This is a genomic window from Roseomonas acroporae (genome assembly GCF_023223525.1).
Lineage (GTDB): Bacteria > Pseudomonadota > Alphaproteobacteria > Acetobacterales > Acetobacteraceae > Roseomonas_E > Roseomonas_E acroporae.
Map to the genome: position 1 here is coordinate 38470 of NZ_JALPRX010000086.1, position 15870 is coordinate 54339.

Sequence of the window (15870 nt, forward strand, 5' to 3'; positions counted from 1 at the left end):
CCCCGACGGCGGACCGGACTGCAGGATGATCCCTGCCGCTCTTTCCCGCAGTGGGAGGAAGGCCGGCTTCCTGCTTCGGGCCGGCATCGGCTTGCCGCGCCCTGTCATCATGGTTGCGGCGAGAACGTGTTGCCTGATCGAATCCACATAGTCGGACGGTGTCGCCTGCCCGTCCAGTTGCCTCGCTGAAGCGGAAAGGAAGGTAGCCTTTCCATGCAACGCCTGTTGCCGGCATCGATCCGTGGTCGGTTACTGGCCCTGCTCCTGCTCGCGCTGCTGCCGGTCGCGGTGGTCGTCGTCGCCAACGCGATCGGCGCCTATCAAGACGCGCTGCGGGATTTCGAGCACCGCGTGGAACTGGAGCGCGACGCTGCCGGCGCCCGCCATGCCGCCGTCATCGAGGCCTCGCGTCAGCTGCTCGGTGTCCTGGCGATCACGCTGCCGTCCGATCCGGCAGCCTGTTCCCGCCTCCTCGGCCGACTCGGACCGATCGAATCCGACCGCTACCAATCCGTGAGCGTGCTGGATGCCGATGGCGTCGTGCACTGCGCTTCGAGGGGCGACGCCATCCCTGATCGCCTCGGCGACACGCCCTGGTTCGCCGAGCTCCGCAGCCGCCGGGAGTTCACCATCAGCGGCGTGACCACCATGGATCACGTGGCTCCCACCCTGCTCACCGCCCAGCCGCGCGTCGACGGCTCGGGCGACTTCGCCGGCGCCGTGGTCGCCGCCACCCCGTTGCAGCACTTCCTCGGCCAGCCGGGCAACGAGGGGGAGGACCAGCCCAGGCTCTGGCTGCTCGGGGGCGACGGCACGGTCCGCCCTCTCGCGCCGACCACCCTGAACCTCGCCCTCGACGACGAGCAGCGCGACCAGGTGCAGGCCGGGCATACCATCCATCTCACTTCCGAGGCCGGCTCGCTCCTGCTCGCCCCGGCACGCCTCGGGCGCGATCTGATCCTGCTCGTCGGCCAGCCGGCGACGGAGGCGCTGAGCAACGCCCGCCTCGAGGGGTGGAAGCGCATCGCGGAGTTGACGGCCCTGTTCTCGCTCTGCCTCGCCGCGGTGGCGATCGGGGCGCGCTGCACCATCATGCAGCCGCTGCAGCAGCTCCGCGCGGCGCTGATCCGCTGGCGCGAGAGCGGCGGCAACCTGACGGAAGACGACCTCGCCGGCCTGCCGGTCGAGGTGCGCGACGTCGCCGACACCTTCCGCCGCGCCACGGAAAGCCTCGCCACCCACGAGGCGGAGCTGCGCCACACCCTGGAGCAGCGCGACCTGCTGCTGGCCGAGATCCATCACCGGGTGAAGAACAACCTGCAGGTCGTCAGCTCTCTCCTGAACCTGCAGTCGCAGCGCATCCGCGAGCCCGGCGCGCGCAAGGAGTTCGAGGCGGCGCGCGACCGCGTGCGGGCGCTCGCCACGCTGCACCGCCACCTCTACGCGCACCACGACCACGAGACCATCGACCTGCGCGCCTTCCTGGAGGAGCTGACCGACCAGCTCTTCCAGGCGATGGGCGAGCGGCCGGACGAGCGCGTCTCGCTGCGCATCGCGGCCCCTGCCCTGCGGATCTCCTCCGACCAGGCGGTGCCGCTGGCGCTGGTCATCACCGAGGCCGTGAGCAACGCGCTGAAATTCGCCTTCCCCAACGGCAGGCGCGGCACGCTCTCGGTCACCCTCACCACCGCGGACGACAAGGCACGCCTCTGCATCCGCGATGACGGCATCGGCGTGCCGCCGGCCGAGATGACCCAGAAGCGCGGCCTCGGCGGCCAGCTCGTGCGCGGCCTGGCCCGGCAGCTCGGCGGTACCCTCTCGGTGGAGAGCGATGCCGGCACCACCGTGCGGCTGGACTTCCCGCTGCGTGCGCCGGTGATGCGCCCGGCCACGCTGAAGCCTTCCGGAATTGCCGCCGGGACCGTTCCCGCCTGATCTGTCGGGCGGGAACGGTCCCGGCTTCACGCGGGTATCCGAGGCGGGCGAGGCGTTCCCGCCCCGCCCGCGGCCTGTCCTACGCCGCCGGCTGGCGCGACGGCACGATCTCGGCCGGCGCCGTCCGCTCGCGCTTGACCAGCAGCTTGTTCAGCGCGTGCACGTAGGCACGGGCGGAAGCCACGATGGTGTCGGTGTCGGAGCCCTGCCCGTCCACCAGCTTGCCGTGCTCCTCGAAGCGCACCGTCACCCGCGCCTGCGCGTCGGTGCCGCCGGTGATCGACTGCACGGCGTAGAGCTTCAGCGCCACCTCGTGCGGGAAGACCTGGCGGATGGCGTTGAAGGTGGCGTCCACGGCGCCGTCGCCGACCGCCATGCCCTCGCGCTCCTCGCCGTCGATCTCCAGCTTCAGCGTCGCCATGGGGCGGGTGTTGAGGCCGGTCGCGACGGTCAGCCCGACCAGCTTCACGCGGTCATGCGCGCGCAGCACCTCGTCGTCCACCAGCGCCGCCACGTCCTCGTCGTAGACCACCTTCTTGCGGTCGGCGATGTCCTTGAAGCGGCGGAAGGCGTCGTTGAGCTGGTTGTCGCCGATCTCCGGATAGCCCAGCGCGCGCAGCTTGTCGCGGAAGGCGGCACGGCCGGAATGCTTGCCCAGCACCAGCGAGTTGGTGGTCCAGCCGACGCTCTCGGGCGTCATGATCTCGTAGGTGGAGGCGTCCTTCAGCACGCCGTCCTGGTGGATGCCGGATTCGTGCGCGAAGGCGTTGCGGCCGACGATCGCCTTGTTCGGCTGCACGTCGAAGCCGGTGATGGTGGCCAGCAGCTTGCTGGTCCTGAGCAGGCTGGTGGTGACGATGTTGCTGCGGAAGGGCAGCACGTCGCGCCGCGTGCGCAGCGCCATCGCCACCTCCTCCAGCGAGGCGTTGCCGGCGCGTTCGCCGATGCCGTTGATCGTGCTCTCGATCTGCCGCACGCCCGCCCGCACCGCGGCCAGCGTGTTGGCCACCGCCATGCCGAGGTCGTTGTGGTTGTGCGCCGAGAAGATCACCTTCTCCGCCCCCGGCACGCGCTCGCGCAGCGCGCGGAAGATCGCGGCGATGTCCTCCGGCATGGAGTAGCCGACCGTGTCGGGGATGTTGATCGTCGTCGCGCCGGCCCGGATCGCGGTCTCGACGCAGCGGCACAGGAAGTCGATGTCGGAGCGGCTGCCGTCCTCGGCGCTCCACTCCACGTCCGCCGCGTGGTTGCGCGCCAGCCCGACGGACGAGGCGATCGACTCCAGCACCTCCTCGCGGCTCATGCGCAGCTTGACGCGCATGTGCAGGTCGGAGGTCGCCAGCACGATGTGCACGCGCGGCCGCGCCGCCGGCTTCGTCGCCTCCACCGAGCGCATGATGTCGGCCTGGTGCGCGCGGCTGAGGCTGGCCACCACCGGCCCGTCCTTGGAGAAGCGCTGCGCGATCGACTTCACGCTGTCGAAGTCGCCGGGCGAGGCGATGGCGAAGCCCGCCTCGATCACGTCCACGCCGAGATCGGCCAGCGCCTCGGCCATGCGCAGCTTCTCCTCCAGGTTCATGGAGAAGCCGGGAGACTGCTCGCCGTCGCGCAGCGTGGTGTCGAAGAAGATGATGCGGTCGTCTTCCAGCTTGCCGAAGCTGGGATGCTCGATGGCCATCGGTGCGGTTCCTCGGTTTCTGACTTGTTCCAACCCCTGCCCCGGCGCCTCGATGGCGGCTCGGGTCCCCTGAACGGTGCCGGCGCGCGTCAGCGCGTGCCGGGCGTCACGCCCAGGGGCTGTTAAGTCGGCGGATAAGTCGAAGGAGGAGGGGCAGGCGCGCGCCGGCGCGGGCGGAAAGCCCGTTCAGCTCGGCAAGGGTGGCGCGCAGGGTCATCGGGTCCGGATGTACCTGCCGGCGGCGCGGGCCGCAAGCACGCATCGTTGCGGAAGGCGGTGGCCAGGGCTGTCCCCGGCGCGGGGCCGGAAGCAAGGGAGGGCGTTGCCCTCCCCTGCACCCCTCCCACCAAAGGGCGAAGCCCTTTTGGGAACCCCGTTCGCAAGCAGGCCCCGACGGCGGAACCGTCGAGGCCGCAGAACGCCGGCGGAGGTCCGGGAACCTGATCGGACGCAGTGCGTCCGACCCTGACGGATGGGGTCTGGGGAAGGCAGAGCCTTCCCCAGGAGCGGATGAGGTCCGGGGAGGGTGGAGCCCCTTTTCCCGGAACGGCGGGGTCCGCCGCCCCGCCGTCGCCGTCTCAGTTCCGGCTCTTGTCCACCAGCGCGCCCTTCCTGATCCAGGGCATCATCTCGCGCAGCTTCTCGCCCACCTGCTCGATCGGGTGCTCGGCGAGGCGGCGGCGGGTCGCCTTGAAGCTCGCCTGGTTCACCTTGTTCTCCAGCATCCAGTCGCGGGCGAACTTGCCGGTCTGGATGTCGTCCAGCACGCGCTTCATCTCGGCCTTGGTCTCGGCGGTGATGATGCGGGGCCCCGTCACGTACTCGCCGTACTCGGCGGTGTTGGAGATCGAGTAGTTCATGTTGGCGATGCCGCCCTCGTAGATGAGGTCGACGATCAGCTTCACCTCGTGCAGGCACTCGAAATAGGCCATCTCCGGCGCGTAGCCGGCCTCGACCAGCGTCTCGTAGCCCGCCTTGATCAGCTCGACGAGGCCACCGCAGAGCACGGCCTGCTCGCCGAACAGGTCGGTCTCGCACTCCTCCTTGAAGGTCGTCTCGATGATGCCGGCGCGGCCGCCGCCCACCGCCGAGGCGTAGGAGAGCGCGATCTCCAGCGCGTTGCCCGAGGGGTTCTGCGCCACGGCGACGAGGCAGGGGACGCCGCCGCCGCGCTGGTACTCGGAGCGCACCGTGTGGCCCGGGCCCTTCGGCGCGATCATGAACACGTCGAGGTCGGGGCGCGGGTCGAGCAGGTTGAAGTGGACGTTGAGGCCGTGCGCGAAGGCCAGCGCCGCGCCTTCCTTCATGTTGGCGTGCAGGCTCTCGCGGTAGAGGTCGCCCTGGCCCTCGTCCGGGGTCAGCACCATCACCACGTCGGCCCACTTCGCCGCCTCGGCGGGGGTCATCACCTTGAAGCCGGCCGCCTCGGCCTTCTTCACGCCGGCGGAGCCCTCGCGCAGCGCGACGACCACCTCCTTCACGCCGCTGTCCTTCAGGTTCAGCGCATGGGCATGGCCCTGGCTGCCGAAGCCGACGATGGCGACCTTCTTGCCCTTGATCAGGTTAACGTCGGCGTCGCGGTCGTAGTAAACGCGCATGTCTGCGCTCCTTCCTTGCAGATTGGATTGGGGCCGGTCGAACGTGTCCGTGGCGGGCGCTCAGCCCTGGAGGCGGCCCGTGCCGCGCGAGATGGCGGCCACGCCCGTGCGCGAGACCTCGATCAGCCCGATCGGCCGCATCAGCGCGATGAAGGCGTCGAGCTTCTCGCCCGACCCCGTCATCTCGAACACGAAGCTCTCGTTGGTGGCGTCCACCACGCGGGCGCGGAAGGCGTCGGCCAGCCGCAGCGCCTCCATCCGCGCCTCGCCCTTCCCGCCCACCTTGATCAGCGCCATCTCGCGCGCGACGTGCGGCCCGTCCTGCGTCAGGTCGGCCACCTTGTGCACCGGCACCAGTCGGTCGAGCTGCGCCTTGATCTGCTCGATCACCATCTCCGTGCCGGAGGTGACGACGGTGATGCGCGAGAGCCGCCGGTCCTCGTTCACCGGCGCCACGGTCAGGCTGTCGATGTTGTAGCCGCGCCCCGAGAACAGGCCGACCACGCGGGCCAGGATGCCCGCCTCGTTCTCCACCAGCACGCCGATCGTCGCCGTGCGGAAGCCGCTCTTGTCGTTGCCGGGCATGTTCCGGATTCCCTCAGACCCGCCCGCTCAGACCAGCACGGTCTCTTCGTCGATGATCATGACGGGATCGTCCGGATTGCCGGAGCCCAGGATCATCTCGTTGTGCGCGGCGCCCGAGGGGATCATCGGGAAGCAGTTCTCCTTCTGGTCCACGCAGATGTCGGCGATCACCGGCCCCGGCGTCTCCAGCATGCGGCGGATCACCCCGTCCAGCTCCTCGACGCAGGTGGCGCGCAGCCCGGTGCCGTGGAACGCCTCGGCCAGCCGCACGAAGTCCGGCAGCGCCTCGGAGTAGCTCTCGGAGTAGCGGCTGCCGTGCAGCAGCTCCTGCCACTGGCGCACCATGCCCATGTACTGGTTGTTCAGGATGAACACCTTCACCGGCAGCCGGTACTGCGCCAGCGTCGCCATCTCCTGGATGTTCATCAGGATGCTCGCCTCGCCGGCGATGTCGATCGAGAGCGCGTCGGGGTGCGCGATCTGCACCCCCATCGCCGCCGGCAGGCCGTAGCCCATGGTGCCGAGCCCGCCCGAGGTCATCCAGTGGTTCGGCTTCTCGAACCTGAAGTACTGCGCCGCCCACATCTGGTGCTGGCCGACCTCGGTCGCGATGAAGGTGTCGCGCCCCGTCTCCCGGCACAGCTCGTAGAGCCGCCGCACCGCGTATTGCGGCTTGATGATCGTGCCCTGCTGGTTGAAGCGCAGGCTGTCGCGGGCGCGCCAGGCGTCGATCTGCCGCCACCACGCCGACAGCGCCTGCCGGTCCTGCTGCGTGTCGTCGGCCTTCCACGCCGCGATCAGCGCGCGCAGCACCTCGGCGGCGTCGCCCACGATCGAGACGTCCACCTTGACGTTCTTGTTGATCGAGGAGGGGTCGATGTCGGCATGGATCTTCTTCGAGTTCGGCGCGAAGGCGTCCAGCCGCCCGGTCACGCGGTCGTCGAAGCGGGCGCCGACGTTCAGCATCACGTCGCACCCGTGCATGGCGAGATTCGCCTCGTAGGTGCCGTGCATCCCCAGCATGCCGAGGAATTGCGGGTCGCTGCCCGGGAAGGCGCCGAGGCCCATCAGCGTGTTGGTGCAGGGAATGCCGGTGAGGTGGATGAACTCCGCCAGCAGCGCCGAGGCTTCCGGCCCCGCGTTGATCACGCCGCCGCCCGTGTAGGCGATCGGCCGCGCGGCGCGCTTGAGCATCGCGACGGCCTCGCGGATCGCCCCCGCGTCGGGCACGGTCTGCGGCCGGTAGGAGCGGTGCTCCTCGCGCGGCGCGCCGGTGTAGGGGCCCTTGCCGATCAGGATGTCCTTGGGCAGGTCGATCACCACCGGCCCCGGCCGCCCGGCGCGCGCCACGTAGAAGGCCTCGTGCACCGTGCGCGCCAGGTCCTCCACGCGCTTGACCAGGTAGTTGTGCTTGGTCGCGGGGCGCGTGATGCCGGTCGTGTCCGCCTCCTGGAAGGCGTCGTTGCCGATCAGGTGCGTCGGCACCTGCCCGGTCAGGCAGACGACGGGGATGCTGTCCATCAGCGCGTCCACCAGCCCGGTCACCGCGTTGGTGGCGCCGGGGCCGGAGGTCACCAGCACGCAGCCCACCTTGCCGGTGGAGCGCGCATAGCCCTCGGCCGCGTGCACCGCGGCCTGCTCGTGCCGCACCAGGATGTGGCGGATCGCGTTCTGCTGGAAGATCGCGTCGTAGAGCGGCAATACGGCGCCGCCCGGATAGCCGAAGATGACCTCGACGCCCTGCTCCTTCAGCGCGCGAAGGACGATCTCGGCGCCCGACAGGGTCGGGGTTTCGGTCGTGGCGTCGGCCGGGGTCACGGACATCGGTTCACTTCCTCGAGCAGCACTTGCCGTCCCGCACTTGGGTGCGGTGCGGCAGGGCGCGCAGGGTTAACCCGCCACGATCCGGTGCGTCAACGCCGCGAATCAACAAAAGCGAAGATTTCCTCCCTACCGCTTTCCTGAAATTGCGCGCCCTCCGCATACCGCGCATGGATCATATGCATGTCGGGCGGGGCGGCCAGCGCATGGTGCCGGAACCAGGTGCGCTGGCGCTTCGTGTACTGGCCGGTGTTGAGGATCGCCCGCTCCGCCGCCGCTGCCAGCGTCATCCGCCCCGCGAGATGCGCCGCCAGCTCCGGCACGCCGTGAGCGCGCATCGCCGGCAGGGCCGGGTCGAGGCCCTGGGCCAGCAGCCCGCGCACCTCCTCGATCGCACCCTGGCGCAGCATGGCGGCGAAGCGGGCCGCGATGGCCGCGCGCAATCCGTCGCGCGGCGGGTCGAGCAGGATGGCGGCGAGCCGCCAGGGCACGGGGCCGGTCGAGGCGCCCTCGCGCTGCCAGGCGGCCAGCCCCCTGCCCGTGCCGCGCCATACCTCCCAGGCCCGCGCCACGCGCTGGCTGTCGCCGGGCCGCAGACGGGCGGCCGTCTCCGGGTCCGCCGCGGCGAGGCGCGCATGCAGGGTTTCGGGGCCCTCGGCCGCCAGCAGCCCGCGCGCCTCGGCCCGCGCGGCGTCCGGCACGGCCGGGATCGCCGAAAGCCCCTGCGTCAGCGAATGGAAGAACAGCCCGGTGCCGCCGCACAGGATCGGCAGCCGCCCCGCCGCCCGCGCCGCCCCCATCGCCGCCAGCGCCTCTCCGCGCCACCACGCGACGCTCGCCGCCGCGGCCGCCGGCCGCACCCCGTAGAGGCGGTGCGGCACGCGCCGCTCCTCCGCCGCCGTCGGCCGCGCCGTCAGCACCCGCAGCTCCGCGTAGAGCTGCATGGAATCCGCGTTGATCACAACGCCGTCGAAGCGTTCGGCAAGGTCCAGCGCCAGCGCGGACTTCCCGCTCGCCGTCGGCCCGGCCACGAGGAGCGCCCCCGGCAGCGCGAAGGGCAAGCCCGATTGCGCCCCGCTCATGCGGCGGGCATGGTCCGCGCCAAATGACCCTCCTCACCCTGATCGCCGCCCCCGGCGCGCTGGATGCCGCCACCGTGGAGCGCGTCCGCGCCGCCCTGGCCGAAGCTCCCGGGGGCGCCGGCCCCCCGGACTGGCTCTCGCCCGGCGAGGCGGCCGACCTCGCCCTTCCCGGCCTCGCCCCCGAAGCCGCCGACGCCGCCGCCCGCGCCGCCCTGGCCGGCGCCCCCGTGGACGCCATCGCCCAGCCGGACCCGAGCCTCGCCGCCCCGCGCCGGAAGCGCCTGCTGCTGGCCGACATGGACAGCACCATCGTCGTCGGCGAGACGCTGGACGAGCTGGCCGCCTTCGCCGGGCTGAAGGAACGGATCGCCGCCATCACGGCCCGCGCCATGAACGGCGAGCTGGACTTCCGGGCGGCGCTGCGCGAGCGCGTCGGCATGCTGCGCGGGCTTCCGGTGGACGCGCTGGACGGGACCTGGGCGCGGACGCGGCTGATGCCCGGCGCGGCCGCGCTGGTGGCCACCATGCGGGCCAACGGCGCGCACTGCGCCCTCGTCTCCGGCGGCTTCTCCTACTTCACCGAGCGGGTGGCGGCCGCGATCGGCTTCCACGAGAACTTCTCCAACCGGCTGATCGTCGAGAACGGTCACCTCACCGGCGCGGTGGGCGAGCCGATCCTCGACCGGGACGCCAAGCTGGCGACGCTGCGCCGGCTTGCCAAGCAGGAAGGGATCGACCCCGCCGCCGCGCTCACCGTCGGCGACGGCGCCAACGACCTCGACATGCTGCGCGCCGCGGGCCTCGGCGTGGCGTTCCAGGCTAAGCCGGTGGTCGCGGCGGCCGCCCGGGCAAGGGTGGACCATGCCGACCTGCGGGCGCTGCTGTTCGCGCAGGGATACCGTTCCTCGGAGATCGTGGAGCGGTTCGGCGGGTGATGCGGAGCTCCGCCCCGCGCCCCGCCCGGAAAGGCTCCGCTGCCTTCCCCGGGCCCATACGCCGGAGCCCGAAGGGGAGATAGGGAGGCCCCGGCCCGCATTCGCTCGGGGGTGTGACGGTTCGACCGCTCGCGCCGAAAAGCCGATGGGGGGTCCGGGGGGCTTCGCCCCCGGCGGGGATCGAAGGGGCAGCGCCCCTCGCCGGAGGGGTATGGGGAGGGCGGAGCCCTCCCCTATGGCGAGTCCGGGTGTGGGGAAGGCGAAGCCCGCCCCGTTGGCAAGGCGGGGGCCGCCGCGCGGGCCTCAGCCCGGGCTGCCGCCCGACGCCCCGCGCAGCCGCAGCGGCACCCAGCGCTGCCCGCCCTGCCCCTCGATCAGCAGCAGCGCCGTCCCGCGGTTCTGCCGCCGCAGCCGTTCCAGCCGCTCGCTCACCTCGCCCGGCGTCGTCACCGGCTCCTGCTGGACCTCGACGATCACGTCGCCCGCGCGCAGGTCGCGTTCGGCACCGGGGGTGTTCGGCGCCACCTCGGTAATCACCACGCCCTTCTGCTCCGGCCGCAGGCTGAAGCGCTCGCGCAGCTCCGGCGACAGCGGCGCCACCGTGAGGCCGAGGCCGGTCAGCTCCGTCTGGCGCGGCCCCTGCTGCGGCTGGCTGCCGCCGGCGCTGGCCTGCTGCGGGTCGTTCGGCAGTTCGGCCACCGTCACCTGCACGGTCTGCTCGCGCCCGTTGCGCCAGACCACCACGGGCACCGTCTTGCCCACGGGCGTCTCGGCCACGGTGCGCGGCAGGTTGCGCATCTCGCGCACCTCCTGCCCGTCGAAGCGCAGGATCACGTCGCCGTTCTGGATGCCCGCCGCCGCGGCGGGGCCGCCATCCATCGCCCGCGCCACCAGCGCGCCGCGGCCGTTGTTGTTGTGCAGGCCGAGGCTTTCCGCGATCTCGTCGGTCATCTGCTGGATGTTGACGCCGAGCCAGCCGCGCCGCACCCGCCCGCTCTCGCGTAGCTGCGAGACGATGTTGCGGGCGAGGTTCGAGGGGATCGAGAAGCCGATGCCGATCGAGCCGCCGGAAGGCGAGTAGATCGCCGTGTTGATGCCGATCACCTGGCCCTGCATGTTGAACAGCGGGCCGCCGGAATTGCCGCGGTTGATCGCGGCGTCGGTCTGGATGAAGTCGTCGTACATCCCCTGCCGGATGTCGCGCCCGCGCGCCGAGACGATGCCGGTGGTGACGGAGCCGCCGAGGCCGAACGGGTTGCCGATCGCCATCACCCAGTCGCCGACCTGCGCCTCGTCGGAATTGCCGAACGGCACCGCGGTCAGCCGATGGTCGGTCCTGATGCGCAGCAGGGCGATGTCCGTGCGCTCGTCGGTGCCGACCAGCTCGGCGCGGATCGTCGTGTTGTCCTGCAGGATGACGTTGATCTCGTCGGCGCCGTTGATGACGTGGTTGTTCGTCACGACGTAGCCGGCGGCGTCGATCACGAAGCCGGAGCCGAGCGACTGCCCGCGCCGCTGCGGCTGCTGCTGCTCGCCGCGCTGGCCGCCCCCGGGGCCTCCCCGCCCGCCGGGACGGTTGCGCTCCAGGAAGTCGCGGAAGAACTCCTCGAACGGGCTGCCCGGCGGGGCCTGCGGCACCTCCGGCCCCTCGGCGCGCGGCCCGCTGCCGCGCCCGCCGGGCAGGCCCTGCGTCGTCGAGATGTTCACCACCGCCGGCAGGAGCTGCCGCGCCAGCGGCGCGAAGGAGACGGGCGCGTTGGGCAGCGGCGCCGGTGCCGGCGCGTTGGAGGCGGGCGCCGATCCGGGCGGCGCGTTCATGGCCGGCCCGGCAGGCGGGGCGGCGGGTGGGGAGGCCGGGGCCGGGACGGGCGCCTGCGCCCGGGCGGCGGTGATGAGCCCGGAGGGCGGCACGGCCGCCGCCGTCGCGGCCAGGACCAGGATGGCGATGCGCATCAGTCGGCTACTCCGCGTGGGAAGAAGGCTTGTTGGGCTTGGGCCGCGCCGCCGCCACGCCGCCCCGGGGCCTGGCGGTGGGGCACGGCGCCCGCCGGAACCCGGCGGCCCGGGGGGCCGGCACGGGGCGGGGGACGGGGAGCGGACCCCGGGGCGGATCCCCGGGCCGCGCCCCGTGCCGAGCGGACGTCGGGAGCGGCGCGGGGTTCCCCGGCCGGAGCGCTCCGGCCGCCATCGCCCGCGGCCGCCGCCGTCCGACCGGCGGGCATGGTGTCACCGCTCGGGCCGCCGCGCCATGGGCCAGGAAGGCCGGGGCCGGAACGGTCGAGAGAAGAGGTCGGGGGGACCGAACGGGGGACGGGCGGGAGCCGGAAAACCGGCCGCGGACGAGCCCGAGGGGCGGGCGGCGTGCCGCCCGCCCCTCCGGCGGTCGGCCGCTACTGCGGCGTGGCGGCGGGGGCCGGCGCCGGGGGCTGCGCCGCCGGGGAGGGCGTCCCCGGCGCGGCACCGGAAGGCGGCGCGCCGAGCGGCGGGATGACACCCGGCACGGGCGGCGCGCGCGGCTCCAGCGGCGGCTCCGGCACGCGCGGCGGCGAGGGCACCGGCGCCGCGGCCGGGTTGGAGCGCACCGCGGGCGCCTCGCGGAAGTAGCGGAACAGCGCCGAATCCGGCGTCAGCACCATCCGCGTCTCGCCCTCGCTGAAGGCGGTGCGATAGGCCTGCATGGTGCGCCAGAACTGGAAGAAGGCCGGGTCCTTGCTGAAGGCGCTGGCGAAGATGCGGATCGCATCCTGCTCGCCCTGGCCGCGCAGCACGTCCGCCTGCGCCTGGCCCTCGGCCAGGATCACCGTCCGCTCGCGGTCGGCGGAGGCGCGCACGCGGGCCGCCACCTCGGCGCCCTCGGCGCGCTGCTCGCGCGCCACGCGCTCGCGCTCGGACTGCATGCGCGAGAGGATGGCCTGGGTGTTCTCCTCCGGCAGGTCGGCGCGGCGGATGCGCACGTCCACCACCTCGATGCCGAAGCGCTGCGCCTCCTCGTTCACCTGCCGCTGGATCTCGTTCATGATCCTGAGCCGGTCGGTCGAGAGCACCGCGATCAGGGTCTCGCCGCCGAGCACGCGGCGCAGCGCCGAGGACATGATCGAGGAGAGGCGCGCGCGGATGCCGGCCTCGTTGGCGCCGACCGTCTGGTAGTACTGCAGCGGGTTGGTGATGCGGAAGCGCGCGAAGCTGTCCACGATCAGCCGCCGCTGGTCGCCCAGGATGACCTCCTCGCCCGGCGCCTCGAAGTCGAGCAGGCGGCGGTCGAAGGTGGTGACGGACTGGATGAACGGCACCTTGGCGGCGAGGCCCGGCTCCTGGATCACGCGGATCGGCTGGCCGAACTGCGTCACCAGCACCTGCTGCGTCTGGTTCACCGTGAAGAGGGACGAGGCCGCGACCAGCACGATCACGGCCAGCGCCACGAGCAGCCCGAGGGAGCGCGTCATCGCGTCGCCCCCCCGCCCTGGCCGGCGGCCGGCCGGGCCGGCTGGACCACCGCGGGCTGCTGGCCGGGCGGCGCCGGCAGCGGCCTGCCGCCGCGCCCGCCCTCGTTCAGCGGCAGGAACGGGATCAGCCCCTGCAGGCGGTCATCGACCACGATCTTCGGGTTCAGCCGCAGGATCTCCTCCATCGTCTCGAGGTACATGCGCTGCACCGTGATGTCCTGCGCCTGCTGGTAGGCGCTGAGCACGTAGAGGAAGCGCTGCGTCTCGCCGTTGGCGCGCGCCACCTGCGTCTCGCGGTAGCCGGTCGCCTCCTGGATCAGCCGCTGCGCCTCGCCGCGCGCGCGGGGGACGATGTCGTTGCGGTAGCTCTCGGCCTCGTTGCGGGCGCGCTCGCGGTCGGCGGCGGCGCGCTGCACGTCGCGGAACGCCTCGATCACGGCGCCCGGCGGGTCCACCTTCTGCAGCTGGACCTGGAGGATCTCCACGCCCGAATTGTACTGGTCCATGATCGCCTGGGCGCCCTGGCGCACCTGCTGCTCGATCTGCGCGCGCGCCTCGGTCAGCGCCGGCTGGATCGGCGTGCGGCCGATCACCTCGCGCATCATGCTCTCGGCGGCCGACTTCACCGTCTGGTCCGGGTTGCGCGTGCTGAACAGGTAGCGGCCCACATCGCCGACGCGCCAGAACACGGCGAAGTCGATGTCGATGATGTTCTCGTCGCCGGTGAGCATCATGCTCTCCTCCAGCACGTCGCGCGCCGGGGTCGGCCGCTGCACCGGGCTGTCGCCCGAGGCGCGGAAGCCGACGTCGACGCGGCGGATGCCGGTGACGTTGGGCGTCATCACGGATTCGACCGGCCAGGGGATGTGGTAGTTCAGGCCCGGCGGCGCGGTGCGGTCGAAGCGCCCGAAGCGCAGCACCACGCCCTGCTCGTAGGGCTGCACGCGGTAGAAGCCGCTCGCCGCCCAGACCGCCAGCACCAGCACGGCCAGCAGGCCGATGCCCTTGCCGCTTCCCCAGCGGCGCGGCAGCACGCGGCGCACGGAGTCCTGCGCCTGGCGGATCAGCTCGTCGAAGTCGGGGCCGCGGCCGCCGCCGCCGGGCGAACCCCAGGGGCCGCCGGACTGGCCGCCGCCGGAGGGACCGCCCGGGCGCGGGTTGCCCCAGGGGCTGGGCCCGCGCCCACCATCCCCCTGGCCGCCGCCCGGTTTCGAGCCGCCATTGTTGTTCCAGGGCATCGGGTCGTGCGCCTCCGTTCCCGTCCAATCGTTGTCGGCCGTACCGGAACCCGGCGCTGCGCGGGAGGGGGTGCATGCGCGACGCGGCCCGGCCATATCAACCCGGGTCGGGCTCCGGCACCCGGCGGCCCGTGCTGAGCAGGGCGCGCCCGGCACGCCGGAGACGACGCCGTCGCCACGGCGCGCGAACCCACCGCCACGAGGCCCGCGCGAGCGGGCACCATGGCGGGTGACTCCCGGCGAGGCGGCCGCGATATTGGTCGAAGACAGAGGTTTTTCAAGCGATGGCTGAAACAGGACCGGAGGCGGCCGGAGGGCTGGCGGAGGCCGTGCGCACCGCGCTGCGGCAGGTGCACGACCCCGAATCCGGGCGGAACCTGGTCGAATCGGGGATGGTGCAGGGCCTCACCGCCCGCGACGGCCTCGTGCAATTCGCCCTGGAGGTGCCGCGCGAGCGCGCGCCCACGATGGAACCGCTCCGTGCCGCCGCCGAGCGCGCCGCCGCCGCCGTGCCCGGCGTGCTGAGCGCCACGGCCGTGCTCACCGCCCATCGCCCCGCCCCCGGCGGCGGCATCCGCCGCGAGTCCGGTCCGGCAGGCGGGCACGGGCAGGCGGCGCCCGGCCACGCCCATGGCGCGCCGAAGGGCGTCGGCCCCGGCGGCGCGCCGCTGCTGCCCGGGGTGAAGGCCGTGGTCGCCGTCGCCTCCGGCAAGGGCGGCGTCGGCAAGTCCACCACCGCCGTCAACCTCGCCGTGGCGCTGGCCGCGCAGGGGCTGCGCACCGGGCTGCTGGACGCCGACATCTACGGCCCCTCCCTGCCCCGCATGCTCGGCCTGAATGCGCGCCCGGCGGTCGAGGGGCAGCGCCTGCACCCGCTCTCGCGCTGGGGCCTCAAGGCCATGTCGATCGGCTTCCTGGTCGAGGAGGAGACGCCGATGATCTGGCGCGGCCCGATGGTGATGGGCGCGCTGGAGCAGATGCTCGGCCAGGTGGAGTGGGGCGAGCTCGACATCCTCGTCGTGGACATGCCCCCCGGCACCGGCGACGCGCAGCTCACCATGAGCCAGCGCGTCCCCCTCGCCGGCGCCGTCATCGTCTCCACGCCGCAGGACGTGGCGCTGATCGACGCGCGCCGCGGCGTGCGCATGTTCGAGAAGGTGCGCGTGCCCGTGCTCGGCCTGATCGAGAACATGAGCTACTTCTGCTGCCCCGCCTGCGGCCATCGCGCGGAGATCTTCGGCCATGGCGGCGCGCGTGCCGAGGCGGCGCGCATGGGCGTCGAATTCCTGGGCGAGCTGCCGCTGCGCCTCGCCATCCGCGAGCTGGCCGATGCCGGCACCCCGATCGTCGCCGCCCGGCCGGAAAGCGAGGAGGCCCGCGCCTATGCCGGCATGGCGGCGCGCCTCTGGGAGAAGGTGTCCGAACCCGCCGCCGGCCCGCGCATCGTCGTGGAGTAACCGCGCGGAGTGTAACGTGGAGTAGCCGCGCGGAGTGTAACGTGGAGTAGCCACCCGGAGAGGGCGTGGAGTAGCTTCCCCCGGAAGATCAAGGTTCC

11 protein-coding genes are annotated in these 15870 nt (G+C 72.7%); 3 read left to right on the forward strand and 8 right to left on the reverse strand.

Translation table 11 applies throughout. The features are described from left to right. The first annotated feature begins 213 nt into the window (after positions 1 to 213). The gene (locus M0638_RS19140) at positions 214 to 1935 is read left to right on the forward strand and encodes a sensor histidine kinase (RefSeq protein WP_248668608.1); all 1722 of its coding nucleotides are present in this window, start codon (positions 214 to 216) and stop codon (positions 1933 to 1935) included. A gap of 79 nt (positions 1936 to 2014) precedes the next feature. On the opposite strand, the gene M0638_RS19145 is transcribed toward M0638_RS19140, so the two are convergent. From M0638_RS19145 to miaA, 5 genes are all read right to left on the reverse strand, one after another. Beyond that, the gene (locus M0638_RS19145) at positions 2015 to 3613 is read right to left on the reverse strand and encodes a 2-isopropylmalate synthase (protein ID WP_248668609.1); all 1599 of its coding nucleotides are present in this window, start codon (positions 3611 to 3613) and stop codon (positions 2015 to 2017) included. Positions 3614 to 4191: 578 nt separating this feature from the next. Then, positions 4192 to 5211, reverse strand: a complete 1020-nt coding sequence (gene ilvC / locus M0638_RS19150; protein ID WP_248668610.1) for a ketol-acid reductoisomerase — start codon at positions 5209 to 5211, stop codon at positions 4192 to 4194. A 60-nt stretch (positions 5212 to 5271) separates the two neighbouring features. Beyond that, positions 5272 to 5796 (reverse strand): acetolactate synthase small subunit, encoded by a 525-nt coding sequence (gene ilvN / locus M0638_RS19155; RefSeq protein ID WP_248668611.1) that lies wholly within the window; start codon positions 5794 to 5796, stop codon positions 5272 to 5274. Positions 5797 to 5823: 27 nt separating this feature from the next. Continuing rightward, entirely contained in the window at positions 5824 to 7620 is a 1797-nt protein-coding gene (locus tag M0638_RS19160) for an acetolactate synthase 3 large subunit (RefSeq protein WP_248668612.1), read from the reverse strand. A gap of 89 nt (positions 7621 to 7709) precedes the next feature. Continuing rightward, positions 7710 to 8699, reverse strand: a complete 990-nt coding sequence (gene miaA / locus M0638_RS19165) for a tRNA (adenosine(37)-N6)-dimethylallyltransferase MiaA (RefSeq protein WP_248668613.1) — start codon at positions 8697 to 8699, stop codon at positions 7710 to 7712. A gap of 23 nt (positions 8700 to 8722) precedes the next feature. Between miaA and serB the strand changes: the two genes are divergently transcribed. After that, positions 8723 to 9634 carry a phosphoserine phosphatase SerB gene (gene serB, locus M0638_RS19170; RefSeq protein WP_248668614.1) on the forward strand — a complete coding sequence of 304 codons (912 nt, stop codon included), beginning with the start codon at positions 8723 to 8725 and terminating at the stop codon, positions 9632 to 9634. A 303-nt stretch (positions 9635 to 9937) separates the two neighbouring features. On the opposite strand, the gene M0638_RS19175 is transcribed toward serB, so the two are convergent. From M0638_RS19175 to hflK, 3 genes are all read right to left on the reverse strand, one after another. Continuing rightward, the gene (locus tag M0638_RS19175; protein ID WP_248668615.1) at positions 9938 to 11587 is read right to left on the reverse strand and encodes a DegQ family serine endoprotease; all 1650 of its coding nucleotides are present in this window, start codon (positions 11585 to 11587) and stop codon (positions 9938 to 9940) included. 437 nt (positions 11588 to 12024) lie between these two features. Further along, positions 12025 to 13077: a protease modulator HflC gene (hflC, locus tag M0638_RS19180; protein WP_248668616.1), complete on the reverse strand. Its 1053-nt coding sequence runs from the start codon at positions 13075 to 13077 to the stop codon at positions 12025 to 12027. Beyond that, a complete protein-coding gene (gene hflK, locus M0638_RS19185) occupies positions 13074 to 14315 on the reverse strand; it encodes an FtsH protease activity modulator HflK (RefSeq protein WP_248668617.1) in 1242 nt (413 codons plus the stop codon). Before hflK ends, hflC begins: the two co-directional genes overlap by 4 nt. 284 nt (positions 14316 to 14599) lie before the next feature. On the opposite strand from hflK, the gene M0638_RS19190 reads away from it, so the two are divergent. Beyond that, on the forward strand, positions 14600 to 15772 hold the full coding sequence (locus M0638_RS19190; protein ID WP_248668618.1) for an Mrp/NBP35 family ATP-binding protein: 1173 nt from the start codon (positions 14600 to 14602) through the stop codon (positions 15770 to 15772). Positions 15773 to 15870 lie beyond the last annotated feature (98 nt).